The following is a 16,009-nucleotide window of genomic DNA, read 5'->3' on the forward strand; positions in this document are numbered from 1 at the left end:
AGAAAACCCCGCTTTGGCGGGGTTTTTTTTCGTCATCACTGCGCTTGTTCACCGGGCAGATGCCGCACCGGCATAAATAATCGTCCTTTGATTACGTGGCATTCATTATCGATCCAATTGATGATTTGTTCACGGCTAACGCCTTCGGATTGCGCGTAGCGGTGAAGATCGCCATTAAAGTGCTGCGTGATGTATTCCATGAGGGTCATTTGCATGTCTTTTGCTCCTGAACGCCCACCCGTTGCCAACTGGCCACCGTGGGAGGTAAAGGTTTCTCAGACGCCGAATTTAAAGTATTGGCAACCAAATCTCAACAAAAAGCACTGTCGTGGTGCATGCAATGTCGATTCAGCTGCAAAAAAGAATCCCGCACGGAGAGGCGGGAAGGGTTAAGTATTATCACTTTGGGTGATAAAAAGATGATTTGAGGTGCGACGAAAAAGAGCGGGCTAACTCTTTTTGTGACTTAGCCAAACTACTGCATGGCTTATTTCGCTGCAAGAAAAATCTTAGGCCGAAATTCGGTTTTTTCGAATAGTTTTGCGCTGGGATAATATTTTGTCATTTGGCCTGATGCCGATCTCTGTATGGCATCTAACTCTCAGAATTTTCCTCATACTTTGTGCGGAGAATTGCGCCTATAGTGAAGGTAATAACCCATGCAGGAAGTAACAAAATGAGCAAACGTCGTACTACTTTCACCGTATTGGCGCTGATTGTTTCTCTGGGGTTGTCATCCGCACCGGCGCTGGCCGATAAAGGCGGCAACGGTAACGGCGGGGGTAACGGCCATGGTAACAGCGGCAATCACGGTAATAACGGCAACAATGGCAAGCATGGCAATAAAGCCAAAGATAACGATGGAGACCGCGGCTTGGTTTCCGTCAGTATTTCTCATGAGCGTGCACGTTCTCTGGCCTTGAACTACGGTCTGACCGGCTACCGTTCTTTGCCGCCGGGGATCGCCAAAAATCTGGCGCGTGGCAAGCCTCTCCCTCCGGGCATCGCCAAAAAAATGGTGCCATCCTCTATGCTGCACGATCTGCCTTATTACCCAGGCTATGAGTGGCGCATTGCCGGTAACGATCTGGTGCTGGTGGCGTTGAGTACCGCACTGGTTGCCTCGGTGATCAACGGCGTGTTTGATTGATTCCCGCTGACTCTGCTTTAAGGCCCCGCTTCGGTGGGGCTTTTTATTTGCCTGCAACGGGGGATCGTGGTGAACTCTTTTCCTGTAATTTTGGTGCATAAGGAAATTGTGATGTTCAGGATGTTATTGATTGCCTGCTGCCTGGTCAGTTTTTCCGCTTTGGCCAGCGGAGGGACGGCACTGGGTGAACTGGTCAATCAGCGTCTGGGTTATATGAAAGACGTTGCCGGCTACAAGGCACAGCAGCATTTGCCGATCGAGGATTTGGTGCAGGAGGCGAAGGTACTCGCAAGCACGCAGGCAGAGGCGGGGCGCTTAGGGCTGGATCCGCTTTCGGTTCGACCGTTTATCATCGCGCAAATGGACGCCGCGAAGGCGATTCAATACCGTTACCGCGCGGACTGGCTGGCGCAGCCGGAAAGCGGCTGGCAGCCACGCCCGCTGGAACAGGTGCGGCCGCAAATTGCCGAGCTCAGCAGTCGCATTTTGCAGCGACTGGCTCAGGAATTAAAAGCCGGAGCGCTGACGGAGAGTGCGCGCAGTCATTTTATTCAGGCTATTGATCAGAACAACCTCAGTGAGGCCGACAAGCAGCGGCTGTTTACCGCCTTATTGGCCGTCAGGGCCGCCAAGGCGGGATGATCCCGGCGTCCGCTAATCGCGGTCGACGCTGCTGCGCTGGAAGGTCAGCACCCGGCTGCGATTGGCAATCAAATCTACGCTGTAGCCGCGGAAATAGAGGCAAAAGCGTTTCAACCACGGGCCGTCGCTGCTTTCTACCAGCATGCGGCCCTGGCCCAGCGAACTGATCTTCCCGGTTTGCGATGCCGGGCCCACGCCAATGTGCACCCGATCGCCGCAGATCTCGAAGGCGGTGCGGTACTGCGGGTGGTACCACAAGCCCTGCACGTGCTTCAGACAATCGCGGTTTGGCGTGACGGGCAGAAAGCTGCGCGGCACGTGGCACACTTCACCTTCTACCGCTTCACCGGTCCATTTCAGCCGCATCGGCATATGAGCGGAAAGCGACACCGCATAGCCGTCATCGGCCTGATACAGCGCCTCTTCACTGCCCAGATAAGCGACGTTGCCGTCTTTCACTTCCAGCCAGTAAGGATCTGCCACCGTGGTGTAAATGCCATCAGGAATGGCGGTGCTGCGTTTCGGCAGGGCTTCACCCAGCAAGGCGGCCATCACCTGCAGTGCCATGTTGAAACTGTCGCAATCCTCCCGGTTAGCCACCACAACGACACCGGATTGCCGGTCGGGTGACAGCAGGAAATAAGTTTTGTAGCCGGCATGCGAACCGCCGTGGCCCAGCAGACGGTGTTCGCCGAGCGGCGTTTGCGCCAGCCCCAGCCCGTAAGCGCTGACCTGCCCTTGGTTGAGATGGCGTGGGGCACTCAGTTGCGCCAGTACGCCACGGCCAGGGCCTTGATTGGCCAGCAGCGTTTGCAGCCAGCGAGTGAGGGCATTGGCACTGCCGGTCAGGCTGCCGGAGGCGGAAAGGTGCAGGCCGGCGCTGGCCAACTGCCAGCCCTGCTCGGAACGCCAGTAACCGGGGGCAAGCCCAGGCACCACGTCATACCAGCTTTCCGGTGCCCGCAGTTGCACCTGCAGCGGCTGTGCAATGTGCTGCTGAACCAGTTGGTCGAAGTCATAGCCTTTGGCCTGTAGGGCCGCTTCAACCAACCGGTAGCCAGTATTGGTATAGGTGATTTCGCTGCCTGCCGGGTAGTTCAGCCCCTCTAGCCCCTGCAGAAACTGCATGACCGGTTGCGCTTCGCTGCGGGTATGCACCGAAATACCCAGCAGCCCCAGTGTTTCACGTACGTCAGGCAGCCCGCTGGTCATATCCAGCGCCTGGCCGACGGTCACATTTGACAGCGGCTTTCGCAGCTCAGGCAGCAAGTCACCCAGGCGGTCATTCAGGCTCAGGGCCTGATCCGTAGCGTTGAGCGCCAGTGTGGCGAAAATATGTTTGGTGACGGAAGCGTAGCGCACCACGGTATCTGCGTTAAAAGGGGTATTTTGCGCCATATCGGCTCGCCCGGCATAGGCAGTTGCGCGTACTTGTGCGGCATCGAACAGGGTAATAGCGCCACCGGGTTGGTTGTCGGACTGCCAATCAGCCAGCAGTCTATTGGCGACGGCCTGCGCGGCACGCCAGTTCAGCGGGATTTCGGACATAGAGGGCCTCCAGAGTATTTTTTATTTATTTGTGCCTTGATGGGCTTTTCGCCAGATTGTGGCGTACCGCGCAAACGGCGGGCCGCTGTTTTGTGCGCTGTTCCGACCAGATTCACTGATTTTCAGTCAAAATTGCGATGTAGTACGCAAATTGAAACGGAAGCAACAAGGAGGCAAATTGTGTGCCGCAACGTCAGGGCGTTAAAGCGGGGGAGTGCTTGCTTGAAGGCTTGATTGTCGCAGGGCAATTAGCGTTGCCCTGCGACAGGAGGAGAAAAGGATTAACGCAGTTGACCGCCACCGGACAGCAGGCTGTCGATCATCTGTTTTAGCAGGCGTTGCAGAGAGGCGGCACGCTCGGGCTCAAACGCATAGGGATACTGTTCGGACATGTAGTTCACCTGCGCCAGCTCCAGTTGAATGGCATGCTGCTGCTCTTGCGGACGGCCATAAGCCCGAGTGATATAACCGCCTTTGAAACGGCCGTTAAGCACATGCGTGAACTGTTGTTGCTGTTCGCAGCAGGCGACCAGACGATCGCTCAGCGCCGGGGCGCAGCTTTCGCCCCCGTTGGTGCCCAGGTTGAGGTCTGGCAGCTTACCGTCGAACAGACGTGGGATAACGGAGGCAATGGAATGGGCGTCGAACAGCAGCGCGTAACCGTGCTTGGCTTTCAGGCGCGTCAGTTCGTCTTGCAACTGTTGGTGGTAAGGTTGCCAGATCTGTTCCAGATAGCCGGTGCGCTCCTGGTCAGAGGGGGCTTTACCCGGTAGGAAGCTCGGTCGGCCGTCAAACAATACGTCAGGATACAGACCGGTGGTGGCGGTAGTATAAAGCGGTTTGTCGTCGGCTGGACGGTTCAAGTCGATAACAAAGCGCGAATAATTGCCGACCAATATGCTGGCACCCATGGCACGAGCGAAATCGTACAGCTGTGGGATATGCCAGTCAGTGTCGGGCAGTGGCCGTGCATCGTCGGTCAAGCCGGCTTCGACGGCCGGTGTCAATCGGGTACCGGCATGGGGAATACTGATCAGCAGCGGCAGGCTGCCGGGGTGGAAATCTAAAGCATCGCGAATGGTCATTGACGTACTTCTCCTCGGAAAATCACCGTACAGGGCAGTTGACCGCCCAACCAGTAAGCCAGTTCAGCCGGACGGGACAGCGGCCAGTGCACAAAATCCGCCAGCTTGCCGGCTTCCAGCGTCCCCTGGCTTGCCTGCAGGCCCAGCGCCTTGGCCGCATGTACCGTGACGCCCGCCAACGCCTCTTCCGGCGTCAAGCGGAACAGCGTGCAGGCCATGTTGATCATCAAACGCAAGGACAACGCCGGTGAGGTGCCCGGGTTCGCATCGCTGGCGATCGCCATGGCTACGCCGTGTTTGCGGAACAGCTCTACCGGTGGGCATTGGGTTTCACGCAGCAGGTAATAAGCGCCCGGCAGCAGTACCGCAACGGTGCCTGCATCGCCCATTGCGCGCGCATCCTGTTCGGTAGCATATTCAAGATGATCGGCGGAAAGGGCATGGTGCTGCGCTGCCAATTCACTCCCGCCCAGGGCCGAAAGTTGTTCCGCATGCAGCTTAACGGGAAGACCGGCTTTTTCCGCTGCGGCGAACACGCGCGCCACCTGCGCCGGTGAGAACGCTAGATGCTCGCAGAAGGCGTCAACCGCATCGGCCAATCCGGCAGCGGCAGCCTGAGGAATAATGGTGTTGCACACCAGATCGATATAGTCGTCGGCGCGATGGGCATATTCCGGTGGCAGCGCGTGCGCCGCCAGGCAGGTGGTTTTCACTTCAACCGGCAACAGTTCGCCCAGCTTGCGCGCCACGCGCAGCATTTTCAGCTCGCTCTCCGGCGTCAGCCCGTAGCCGGATTTGATCTCCACGCAGGTCACGCCTTCCGCCAGCAGCGGTCGCAGCCGGAACAGCGCCTGCTCCAGCAGCAGTTCTTCGTCGGCGTCACGGGTAGCCTTGACGGTGGAAATGATGCCACCGCCCTGGGCGGCGATATCGGCGTAGCTTACGCCATTCAGGCGCTGCTCGAATTCGCCGCTGCGGTTGCCACCGAACACCAGATGGGTATGGCAGTCGACAAAGCCCGGCGTGATGATACCGCCGTCGAATTTCACGGTTTCATCCGCTATCAAGTTTGCCGGTAACGCCGTATGTTCACCCAGCCAGACAATCTTGCCGTCACGCACGGCGATCGTGCCGTTGGTGATGGTGTGATATTTACCGTCGCGCATGGTGACGACGTCGGCCCCGTGCCACAGGCTGTCGCAGTGAATCTCAGAGGTCATGGCTTTTCTCCGCCGGAGCCGTGGCTCCCACATGGTTGTATATACAATTAAAAACAACCTAGCGCATTCATCGGGTTGTCACAAGGGGCGGGATAAAAATTTGTTATCGGGATGTGATCGTTGTGGAAGAGCGGGTACCAAAACGGCACCCGCAGGGGATCAGACTTCGCTGGTGAAACGGCCGAACAGTTGATAACGGCTGCCCGGGTACAGCAGGCGTGCCGACGTGACCACGGTTTTACCGGACCAGGTGCGGCGGTGGATCAGTAATCCGGGTTCGTGGTCTTCCAACTGCAGCAGTTCGCGCTCCTGGCGGGTCGGCACTACCGCTTCGACGATGTGTTCGCCTGCGGTCAGCGGCGCGGCCTGCGTTAAATAGATATAGGGCGTAACGCGGTCGAAATCCTGTTTCATGTAGTCGGGGGCGATCAGCGGATTCACACAGCGGTCTTCCACCTGTACCGGCAGATCGTTTTCGTAATGCACAATCTGCGAATAGAAAAGCTGCTGGCCTGGTTGAATGCCCAGCGCCAACGCTTCTTCCTCGCTGGCCGGTCGCGCTTTCAACTGCAGGATTTTGCTGCTGTGGCGATGACCCCGGGCGGCGATTTCGTCAGCGATGTTATGCACTTCCAGCAGCGCGGTGTGCGCTTTAGCTTCTGCGACGAAGGTGCCGACACCCTGCATGCGGATTAAATAACCTTCGGTGGTCAGTTCGCGCAAGGCGCGATTAATGGTCATCCGGCTGACGCCCAATTCGGCGACCAGCTCACTTTCCGAGGGGACGCGTTGGTGCGGCAACCAATGACCTGCACGAATTTGGTTCACGATCGCCTGCTTGACCCGTTGATATATTGGGGCGGGGGTATCGCTCATTGCAGCAGCCAGTTGCAGCACGGTCTGTTGATCAACCACGACGTTAACCTCGTCAAATAAAAAAATAATAACATCAGTTTACTGTTGATGTCGGCGTATGTATATGTATATACAACTAAGGGCCGGTCCGCCACAGCAATGCGCTGGGCCCGTATATTTTCGGATGCGCGATTATCGCGCGTTATTAGCCGTTACACTAACAGTGGAATACTGCCATGCCTGCATATTTTGCCTCACGCGCTCTGCTTCCTGAAGGTTGGGCGCATAACGTCCGGTTGGACGTGGATGCGCAAGGTTACCTGACTCAGGTGACTGCCGACGCTGATCCCGAAGGTTGCACCCGTCTGCACGGCGATGCGGTGCCGGGCATGCCAAACCTTCACTCCCACGCCTTCCAGCGTGCGATGGCCGGGCTGGCGGAGGTGGCGGGCAATCCGCAGGACAGTTTCTGGACCTGGCGCGATCTGATGTACCGCCTGGTGCAGCGCTTAACGCCGGAGCAGGTGGAGGTGATCGCCCGTCAACTCTATATCGAAATGCTGAAAGGGGGCTATACCCAGGTCGCCGAGTTCCACTATCTGCATCACGGCGCCGACGGTCTCCCTTATGCCGATCGCGGCGAAATGACCGGCCGACTCAGTCAGGCGGCGGCCCAGGCGGGGATCGGCATGACCCTGCTGCCGGTGCTGTATAGCTATGCGGGATTTGGCGGCCAGCCCGCTCAGCCGGGGCAAAAGCGTTTTATTCAGAATGCGGACAGCTATCTGGAGCAACAGCAGACGATCGCGCGTCAGTTGGCTGAGCAACCGTTGCAGAATCAGGGCCTGTGCTTCCACTCGCTGCGTGCGGTGGAATTGGGCCAAATGCAGCAGATCCTGGCGGCATCGGACAGTTCGCTGCCGGTACATATTCATATTGCCGAGCAGCAGAAAGAGGTCAACGACTGTCTGGCCTGGAGCGGACGTCGCCCGGTCGCCTGGCTGTACGAGCATCTGCCGGTGGATCAGCGTTGGTGTCTGGTACACGCCACTCACCTCGATCGTGACGAGCTAGATCAGCTGGCGCGCAGCCAAGCGGTAGCCGGCCTGTGCCTGACTACCGAGGCTAACCTGGGCGACGGCATCTTCCCCGGCGACGCCTATCTGCAACATCAGGGGCGTTGGGGCATTGGTTCTGACAGCCACGTATCGCTCAATGTGGTGGAGGAACTGCGCTGGTTCGAATACGGTCAACGCCTGCGCGATCAGCGCCGTAACCGGCTGACCACGCCGGAGCAACCTGCCGTGGCCGACGTCCTCTACCAACAGGCCTTGCAGGGTGGGGCACAGGCCTGCGGTGCACCGATCGGTCGGCTGCAAAGCGGCTACCGTGCCGACTGGCTGGTGCTGGACGGCGACGATCCTTACCTGGCAGCGGCGCCGGACGCCTCCATCCTCAACCGCTGGCTGTTCGCCGGGGGTAAAGAGCAGATCCGCGATGTGTTCGTCGGTGGGCGACAGGTGATCGAGCAAGGGCGTCATGCACTGCAGCAACGCAGCAGTGCCGAGTTCTTGCAGGTGTTGAAAACCTTCCAGCAGGAGGCGTGATGAACCTGACGCGTTTTGATTTTGCTTCACTGCCGGTTACGCCGTGGCGCAACGGTGGTGGGGAAACCCGGGAGATCGCCAGTTGGCCTGTGGGCACCCAGGATTTTGACTGGCGTGCCAGTATCGCCACCATCGCGCAAGACGGCCCGTTCTCGGCCTTCAACGGCATAGATCGTTCGATAACGCTGTTGGAAGGCGATGGCGTGCATTTGTTCAGCGCCGGGCACGTTGATCATCATTTATCGCAGGTTGGTGAACCGTTCGCCTTCTCCGGCGATGTGGCGTTGGGCGCGACCTTGTTGGGCGGCAGTAGCCAGGACTTCAATATCATGACCCGTCGCGGCCGCTGGGCAGCCGACGTGCAGCGAGTGACGAAGGCAATCGAGCTGCCGGTACCGCATGCCGGTGTGCTGTACGTGCTGCAGGGACGCTGGTTGCTGGCGGATGGTATTACCCTGACTGCACGCCAGGGCGGTTGGTGGCCGGCGGGCGAGTTTAGCGGGACGCTGGCCCCTCTTGAGGAAGATAGCGTCATTCTGTGGGCCGACATCACAGCCTGCTAAACCGGGCTAGAGTCCAGCGCTAAGTTGTGGGATGATCTGCACTTCTATCCCACACTTATCCCAGATTGAGAAGGGCGCATGGCCTCGCTGAAAGACGTTGCAAAACTTGCCGGGGTATCCTTGATGACGGTATCCCGCGCCATCAACGAGCCCGATAAGCTGCGGCCGGAAACCTACCAACGCGTCAAACTGGCGATCGACCAACTGGAATACGTGCCCGATCTTGCGGCGCGACGCATTCGCGGCGACAGCAGTCGGGTTCAGACCCTCGGCGTGCTGGCGCTGGATACCGCGACAACCCCCTTCTCGGTAGAGATGATTCTGTCGATTGAAAAAACGGCGCGTGAACACGGTTGGAACAGCTTCGTGGTCAACCTGTTTGCCGACGACAGCGCGGAACATACCGTAGATTTGCTGCTGGCACACCGGCCGGACGGGGTGATTTTCACTACCATGGGGCTACGCCAGGTAGATATACCGGCCAAGTTACTGGATAAAAAACTGGTGCTGGCCAACTGTATCAGCCAGGAACACCCGGTAGCCAGTTACATTCCCGATGATGAGCAGGGCCAGTATGACGCCATGCGTGCTTTGATCGCCAAAGGCTATCGCGCACCGCTGTGTATTCACCTGCCGGAAACGACCCTGGCGGCCGGGTTGCGCCGTCGCGGGCTGGAACGTGCCTGGCGTGAAGCGGGCGGAGACGTCGATCAATTACGGCAATATCATCTCGATCTGACCGAAGGCGACGAGCATTACCGCGACAGCGTGGCATTGCTGGAACGGCACTTCTCGCCGGGGCGGCGCGACTGCGATGTGGTGGTGTGTGGCAACGATCGGGTGGCGTTTTTGGTGTATCAGGTGTTGCTGGCGCAGGGCTGGGAAATCCCGCAACAGGTCGGGGTGCTGGGCTACGACAATATGGTTGGTATTGGCCAGCTGTTCCTTCCGCCGCTGACCACGGTGCAGTTACCGCATTATGAGCTGGGCCGACAGGCGGCACTGCATCTGATTAATCAATTGGATCACAGCGACAGGGTGAAGGTGGCCTGCCCGTTATTACTGCGTGGGTCGCTGTAACCCAACAGGGCGCAGTTCATTCACCGCCGCGCCCTGCACATTGAGTTGGTCTCAGATCACTCCCAGATGCTTTCCAGTTCCCAGGCCTGTGCCGCGCCAAACTGCGCCAGTCCGCCTTCGGCGAACAGGGTGACGCTGCGTTGCCCGTCGGTTGGGTAGATACGGCTGGTCAGGCAGGCCTCGCCATGATTAACGAACACTTCCAGCGATGAGCGGTCGATAAAGACGCGCAGCGACAAAATGTCCGCCTCAGGCAACGGCACGCTGCGGCAGCCGCACAGGCCCGGATCTTCACTGAAACGTTCCAATACCAGTCGATGCGTTTGATTATCGACGTACAGCCGTGCGGCGGTGCCTATAACGATGCCGTAGCGCTCTGCATCGCTGGCGGCGACGTTTAGCGTCAATGCCAGTTCTTGCACCCCGTCAGTCAACACCTGCCGCTGGTTACGTACAGACACGGCGTCAAATGACTGTTGCTCGCCGCGCAACGCTGTCAGCTCGCGCGTCGGATTCATCAGTACGTTGCCTTCACATGACAGCGTCAATTCACGGGGTAGGGTGAGTGCACCGGCCCAACCGTGGGGTTTGCTCGGCATAGGCGATTCCCACATGTCCATCCAGGCGAACAGCATGCGGCGACCGTCGGCGGCGGTGAAGGTTTGCGGTGCGTAGAAATCGTGCCCGCCATCCAGCTCACAGAATGACTGGGTGACGCTGAAATCCTCATCGGGCCGCCAGTGGCCGAGCAGATAGCCGCTCTGGAAGCGGTTACGATTGCGATAACCCTGCGCTGTCAGTCCCTGCGGCGAGAACAGCAGAACCTGCTTTTCACCGAGCGGGAAGAAATCCGGACATTCCCACATATAGCCCTGGTGCGGCGATTGTGCCCCCGCCAGGACGCGATCGAACTGCCAGTCGCGCAGGTCATTCGAACGGTAAAGTCGAGCCTGGCCTAACCCGTTTTCTTTGGCGCCGACCACCATCCACCAGCGGTCAGCTGCACGCCAGACTTTCGGATCGCGAAAGTGCTGAATGCCTTCCGGCGGCAGCAACACCGGCCCGTGTTTGACGAAATTTACGCCATCTTCGCTGGTGGCCAGGCACTGCACTTCGCGTACCTGGTCGTCATCGCCTTCTTTGCCCAGCCAGACGTGGCCGGTGTAGAGCAGCGTCAATACGCCGTTGTCATCCACCGCACAGCCGGAAAAACAGCCGTCTTTGTCGTAGCTTTCGCCGGGAGCCAGGGCGATCGGCTGATGCTGCCAATGCGCCAGATCCCGGCTGGTGGCGTGGCCCCAATGCATGGGGCCCCAGTTTTGGTCATAGGGATGATGTTGATAGAACGCATGATAGACGCCGTTGATGTACACCAGACCGTTGGGGTCGTTGATCCAACCGGCGGCCGCCGCCAGATGAAATTGCGGATAGTAATCGTCCTGACGTTGCGCGCGCAGCGCTTCGACCGCGTGATCGGCTTGAGCTAAAGCATTTTTCATTGGGTTGGCTCACTTGATTTTATCGTTGATTGAAATTGGGGCGTGCGGGCGACGGTTTCGCCGCGCAGCAGGAAGCAGGAAATCAGCGTGGTACCGGCTACTGCGCAGCCCATCAGCAAATAGGTGTCGGCAAAGCCGATACGGTCGTAGCCGTAACCGGCGAGCGGCGCCAGGATGCCGGCGACGATCTGGCTGATAAACTGGAAGCCCACCAGATACAGCGTCGAGGACAGGCGGCTGTCAAAGCGGGTGGTGATGTATTTGAACATTGCCACCAGCAGGATAGGCAACTCCACGGCGTGCAGCAGTTTCATGGCGGAAATCATCAATGCGCCGCTGGCCAAGCCGGAACCGAACATGCGCAGTGCCATCACGCTGCTGGCCAGCAGCAAGCTCTGTTTGATGCCGATGCGATTGACCAGCAGGGGGGCCAGGAACATGCCGCCAGCCTCCAGAAACACCTGCAGCGAATTGAGGAAACCGTACATGCGGTTGCCTTCTTCGTGCGTTGCGAACTGCGAGGCAAAATACACCGGGAATTGCTGGTCAAATACGCCGTAGATGCTGGTACCGAGTACGAACACCACCAGTGCCCAGAAACCTGGCAGGCGCAGCAGCGCCAGCGCGTCCTGCAGCTTCAGATTTTCCGGTTTGCCGTATTCCAGACCGGCCATGGCGTTGGGCTTCAGTTCGCGCACCTGCCACAGCAACAGAAGAAATATCGCCGCCGAGGCCGAGGCGATCCAGAAGTTAATATTCGGATTGATGTTGTAGATGAAGCCGGCGAAGAAGGTCGCGCTGGCCCAGCCCAGTGAACCCCACATGCGGGCCCGGCCAAATTCAAAACCGACGATCCGGCTGACCCTTTCGGTATAGGACTCCAGCGCGCCAATGCCGGCATTGAACGCCAGGCTGACGAACACGCCGCCCACCAGCGCACCGGCCACCAGGTTGGTTTGCAGCAGCGGGGCGTAGACGTAGATAAAGAACGGGCCGGTCAGCAGCAGCAGCACGCCGACAAACAGCAGCAGATGCTTACGCAGCCCGAGCTTGTCCTGAATAAAACCGTACAAGGGCTGTGCGCACAGCGCCATGATTGACATCGCCGAGAAGATCAGGCCGGTTTCCGTGCCTTTCAGGCCGATCTTTTGGTTCAGCCAGATGGAGATCAGAGAAAAACTGGATGACCAGGTGAAGAAGAAGAAAAACAACAGGCCGCTGAGAAGCACATAATATTTTTTTGTTTCGCGGTTCATGGGGAATGCCCTGATGGATGAAATTGGCTCTATTGTTAACGTTAACTTTAAATCAAATAAAGCCACCCTAGCCAGGGATTGCGATGTTAATCACAAAAGTTAACGTTAACATTTTGCTGGTGTGATCCAAATCACCTGTCAATAAAACAGGGGCGCAGTGCGCCCCGCAGGGTTAACGTTCGTTGAGTGAACGGAGATGGTCGTCGCGCCGCAGGGTCATCAGCGCGAACAGGCTGACTACCGAGGTGGCGACCACGTAGTAAGCCGGGATATCGAGGTTGCCGGTCTGTTTGATCAGGCCGGTGATGATTAGCCCGGCAGAGCCGGAAAACACCGCGTTGGAAAGCGAATAGGCCAGTCCCAGGCCGGTATAACGCACCTGCGTCGGGAACATCTCCGCCAACATTGCGGGACCGGGGCCGGCCAGCAAACCGACGACAGCACCGGCGATCATCACCGCGATGCCTTTGGCCAGCAGCGAACTTTGAGGATCCTGCAGCAGGTGCAGCAGCGGGAAGGTGAACAGGATCACCGCCACTACCGCCGTCAGCATCACCGTTTTACGCCCCAGCTTATCGCTGAGGATGCCGGCGGGCAGAATGGTCAGGGCGAAACCGACGTTAGCCAGTACCGTCGCCACCAGCGCCTGCTGGAAGGTGGCGTGCAGCGAGGTTTGCAGGTAGGACGGCATCACCACCAGAAAGGTGTAACCGGCAGCGGACCAGCCCATCATGCGCCCAATGCCAATCGCGATAGTTTTCATCACGCCGCTTAACTTCAGCTCGGGGGCTTGCACCTTGGTGCCGAGGTTGTGTTGCGCCTGGGTAAAGGTCGGCGTCTCTTGCAGTTTTAAGCGTAGCCACAGTGCTACCGCGCCCATTGGCAACGCCAGCAGGAAGGGGATGCGCCAGCCCCAGTCATGCAACTGCTCAGGGGTCAAAAGCGCAGCCAACAGCGCCACCAGTCCGGCCCCGGCCAACAGCCCGAAGGCCACGGTCAGCGACTGCCAGGCCCCGAACAGGCCACGTTTTCCCTTCGGTGCGAACTCGGTCATCAGCGAAACCGCACCGCCGAATTCGCCGCCGGCGAACAGCCCCTGGAACATGCGCAACAGGGTCAGCAACAGCGGGGCGGCAACGCCGATGGAGGCATAGGTCGGCATCACGCCGATCAGGGCGGTGGCCACCGTCATCAGCAACAAGACTGCGATCAGCGTCGGTCGGCGTCCAATGCGATCGCCGATGCGGCCGAAAATCACGGCGCCTATCGGGCGACAGAAAAAGGCCAGCGCGAAGGCGGCATAGGTGAGGATCAGGCTGGTAATTTCACTTTCACCCTGCAGGGTGAAAAAATTGGCGGCGATCACGGTAGCGAGAAAACCGTAAACGCCAAATTCGTACCATTCGATAAAGTTGCCGACCGATCCGGCCAGCAAGGCCTGACGCGACTGGCGTGCGTCGATAACCGTGGTTTGTGTGTCCATCCCCATTCCCGTGCGTTTGAATTATTGTCATTCAGTTCTAAATTCTTATGACAAAACAATCAATTATTTTAAGCGGGAAGTGTGAAGGCCTCAGACGATGTCGTCGATTTTCCACCAGTCGGGGCAGCCATCGGAAAAGGAATGCGCAGTGGGGCGCAGCGCCGCTAGCTCACCGCGATCAAAACTGCCGGTGACCAGCGCGACGGTCGGTTCGTCATCGACAGCGCCCAGAGTACTGCCGCAACGTGGGCAAAAAGCGCGGCTGGAATAGTCGGAAGAACGGTACAGGGCAGGCATGCCGCCGGTACCGATCCAACTGACGGCTTCACGCGGAAACTCAACCCAGCACAACGTTGGTGCGCCGGAGTGGCGCTGACAGAACTCGCATGAGCAACTGTGAGGATTACCGGGCTGGCCAACGGCCTGAAAACGGATATGCCCGCAAAGACAGCCACCTGAATACCGCAGTTTTTCCATCGCTTCACCTGTCGTTTATCGTTGTAGCCTGTAGGTTGAGCTTACTATAAAGGCCCCGGCGAAAAATAAAACGCCGGGGTGAATGATTACCAGGGTAAGGGGGCAGCCTCATGGCCGTTTTCGGCGTAGTACAGCGAAGGCAGGAATTGCGCCAGATAGCTGAATTCATTGTAGCAATGGCGCATCAGATTAAAGCCAACCTCGTCCGGCAGTTCTTCATGTGCGTTGACACAGGATTTCCCCAACAGAAAACGGCTGCGTAGCACGCAACCATAGGAGGTGTCGCGTGCCAGATGCAGCATTTCACCGTCCAGCGGATCGCCGTTATCGTCCAGCGCCACCTGCTCGCCAAAGCCGATCCGTGCGCATACGGCGGCGGATAACGCCTGACCGTCCCGCGCCTGTTGCAAAGGTTGTGGGGCAAAAAAGTCTTCTGCCGCGTGGAATTTGAGGCGGGCCGGAACCGGTGGCAATTCGGCTAACCATTCCACCGCGTTGATGCTGGCACCCACGTAGCTTTGGCCTTTTCTCCAGTGCTGGTCCCAGCCGCGATGTTCGACGTGATCGTGCGGATGCCACCAACGGATGTGCTGGGTGGTTTCGAAAAAGGTAAACCACCAATCCAGCATGCGGCCCTTGCAGCCGTGCAGATCGGTACGGATTGCCACGGTCAACCACCCGTCGCTATTGCGCGTCAGCCCCATCTCCAGCCGCAGCGGTTCAGGTTTGAGCAACTCGTTGATATCATTTATGCCCCAGGGCAGCATCAGTGATTGATGTGTCATCACGCTCATCCTTTTTTATTTGGAAACGATATTTGTTTCCTAAATAAGGCTATGCCGCTATGCTGACTCTGTCAACGATTTCGAGGAACTGTGATGGTAAATAAAGTGGAAGCCGAACCGCGTTCGCGTGGAAGGCCCTCGGCTCCGGAAGGGGAGTTACGCGCCGCGGCAGTGGAGGCCACTCTGGCGCTGTTGCTGACGCAGGGCTATGCCGCCACCACCGTGGATGCGGTGGCGAAGCGGGCGGGTATGGCGAAGAAAACCCTGTATCGCTTTGCCGAGAACCGCGATGCGCTGGTGACGCAGGCGATCGCTAGCTGGACCGACGCTTTTGCGCCGGTGTTTGAACAGGACGCCCAGCGGGCGACAGAGTTGCCGACGCTGTTGTCGCAGGGCTTGCAGGCCATTGCGCGACAGGTGCTGAGCGAGCAGGCGGTGGGGATGTTTCGCCTGCTGCAGAGTGAATTTCCGGGGCGTGAAGATTTGCTGGCGGCTTATCAGCGCAACGGCATTGAACGGGGCAGGACGATTGTGGCTGACTGGCTGCAGCGCCAGCAACGGCGTGGTTGGCTGCGTGAACTGGATTGCGTGCAAACCAGCGATCTGCTGCTGGCGATGGTGATAGCAGAACCTTTGCGCCAGATGGCGCTTGGTCTGTTGCCGCCGGGCAGCGATATCGACACTCGCATAGCGGCGGCGTTGGCACTGGTGTTGCCGGGGTTGATCAGGGCGCCGTCGTCTGCGCCCTGAGGCTGATCG

At 58.4% G+C, this 16,009-nt stretch carries 16 protein-coding genes; 6 read left to right on the forward strand and 10 right to left on the reverse strand.

Annotated features, from left to right (window positions below):
- Window positions 1-35: 35 nt before the first annotated feature.
- Window positions 36-215 (reverse strand): hypothetical protein, encoded by a 180-nt coding sequence (locus M495_RS09915; RefSeq protein ID WP_020826507.1) that lies wholly within the window; start codon window positions 213-215, stop codon window positions 36-38.
- 461 nt (window positions 216-676) lie between these two features.
- On the opposite strand from M495_RS09915, the gene M495_RS09920 reads away from it, so the two are divergent.
- Together M495_RS09920 and M495_RS09925 are read left to right on the forward strand one after the other, a co-directional pair.
- Window positions 677-1,150, forward strand: coding sequence for an anti-virulence regulator CigR family protein (locus M495_RS09920; protein WP_020826508.1), 474 nt, complete (start codon window positions 677-679; stop codon window positions 1,148-1,150).
- A 111-nt stretch (window positions 1,151-1,261) separates the two neighbouring features.
- A complete protein-coding gene (locus tag M495_RS09925; RefSeq protein WP_020826509.1) occupies window positions 1,262-1,792 on the forward strand; it encodes a chorismate mutase in 531 nt (176 codons plus the stop codon).
- 12 nt (window positions 1,793-1,804) lie between these two features.
- Here the strand turns inward: M495_RS09925 and M495_RS09930 are convergent, their stop codons facing one another.
- From M495_RS09930 to hutC, 4 genes are all read right to left on the reverse strand, one after another.
- Window positions 1,805-3,340, reverse strand: coding sequence for a serine hydrolase domain-containing protein (locus M495_RS09930; RefSeq protein ID WP_020826510.1), 1,536 nt, complete (start codon window positions 3,338-3,340; stop codon window positions 1,805-1,807).
- A 281-nt stretch (window positions 3,341-3,621) separates the two neighbouring features.
- Entirely contained in the window at window positions 3,622-4,425 is an 804-nt protein-coding gene (hutG, locus tag M495_RS09935; protein WP_020826511.1) for an N-formylglutamate deformylase, read from the reverse strand.
- On the reverse strand, window positions 4,422-5,645 hold the full coding sequence (hutI, locus tag M495_RS09940) for an imidazolonepropionase (protein WP_020826512.1): 1,224 nt from the start codon (window positions 5,643-5,645) through the stop codon (window positions 4,422-4,424). The genes hutG and hutI overlap by 4 nt, the downstream gene beginning before the upstream one ends.
- Window positions 5,646-5,804: 159 nt before the next feature.
- Window positions 5,805-6,560 carry a histidine utilization repressor gene (gene hutC / locus M495_RS09945; RefSeq protein WP_020826513.1) on the reverse strand — a complete coding sequence of 252 codons (756 nt, stop codon included), beginning with the start codon at window positions 6,558-6,560 and terminating at the stop codon, window positions 5,805-5,807.
- Window positions 6,561-6,736: 176 nt separating this feature from the next.
- Between hutC and M495_RS09950 the strand changes: the two genes are divergently transcribed.
- The 3 genes from M495_RS09950 (at window position 6,737) to M495_RS09960 (ending at window position 9,750) form a co-directional block, all read left to right on the forward strand.
- Complete coding sequence (locus tag M495_RS09950) at window positions 6,737-8,107, forward strand: formimidoylglutamate deiminase (protein WP_020826514.1); 1,371 nt, start codon at window positions 6,737-6,739, stop codon at window positions 8,105-8,107.
- Complete coding sequence (locus M495_RS09955; RefSeq protein WP_020826515.1) at window positions 8,107-8,670, forward strand: HutD/Ves family protein; 564 nt, start codon at window positions 8,107-8,109, stop codon at window positions 8,668-8,670. The genes M495_RS09950 and M495_RS09955 overlap by 1 nt, the downstream gene beginning before the upstream one ends.
- A 78-nt stretch (window positions 8,671-8,748) precedes the next feature.
- Entirely contained in the window at window positions 8,749-9,750 is a 1,002-nt protein-coding gene (locus M495_RS09960; RefSeq protein WP_020826516.1) for a LacI family DNA-binding transcriptional regulator, read from the forward strand.
- Window positions 9,751-9,806: 56 nt separating this feature from the next.
- On the opposite strand, the gene M495_RS09965 is transcribed toward M495_RS09960, so the two are convergent.
- The 5 genes from M495_RS09965 to M495_RS09985 all read right to left on the reverse strand — a co-directional run bounded on the left by M495_RS09965 (window position 9,807) and on the right by M495_RS09985 (window position 15,250).
- Window positions 9,807-11,249, reverse strand: coding sequence for a glycoside hydrolase family 32 protein (locus M495_RS09965; RefSeq protein WP_020826517.1), 1,443 nt, complete (start codon window positions 11,247-11,249; stop codon window positions 9,807-9,809).
- On the reverse strand, window positions 11,246-12,505 hold the full coding sequence (locus M495_RS09970) for an MFS transporter (protein WP_020826518.1): 1,260 nt from the start codon (window positions 12,503-12,505) through the stop codon (window positions 11,246-11,248). The genes M495_RS09965 and M495_RS09970 overlap by 4 nt, the downstream gene beginning before the upstream one ends.
- A 172-nt stretch (window positions 12,506-12,677) precedes the next feature.
- Window positions 12,678-13,988 carry an MFS transporter gene (locus M495_RS09975; protein WP_020826519.1) on the reverse strand — a complete coding sequence of 437 codons (1,311 nt, stop codon included), beginning with the start codon at window positions 13,986-13,988 and terminating at the stop codon, window positions 12,678-12,680.
- A 90-nt stretch (window positions 13,989-14,078) separates the two neighbouring features.
- On the reverse strand, window positions 14,079-14,465 hold the full coding sequence (locus M495_RS09980) for a GFA family protein (RefSeq protein ID WP_020826520.1): 387 nt from the start codon (window positions 14,463-14,465) through the stop codon (window positions 14,079-14,081).
- An 86-nt stretch (window positions 14,466-14,551) separates the two neighbouring features.
- A complete protein-coding gene (locus M495_RS09985) occupies window positions 14,552-15,250 on the reverse strand; it encodes a DAPG hydrolase family protein (RefSeq protein WP_020826521.1) in 699 nt (232 codons plus the stop codon).
- 93 nt (window positions 15,251-15,343) lie between these two features.
- Between M495_RS09985 and M495_RS09990 the strand changes: the two genes are divergently transcribed.
- Window positions 15,344-16,000, forward strand: a complete 657-nt coding sequence (locus tag M495_RS09990) for a TetR/AcrR family transcriptional regulator (RefSeq protein ID WP_020826522.1) — start codon at window positions 15,344-15,346, stop codon at window positions 15,998-16,000.
- Window positions 16,001-16,009 lie beyond the last annotated feature (9 nt).

Origin of the sequence: Serratia liquefaciens ATCC 27592 (assembly GCF_000422085.1) — a bacterium.
In the GTDB taxonomy this organism is placed as follows: Bacteria; Pseudomonadota; Gammaproteobacteria; order Enterobacterales; family Enterobacteriaceae; genus Serratia; species Serratia liquefaciens.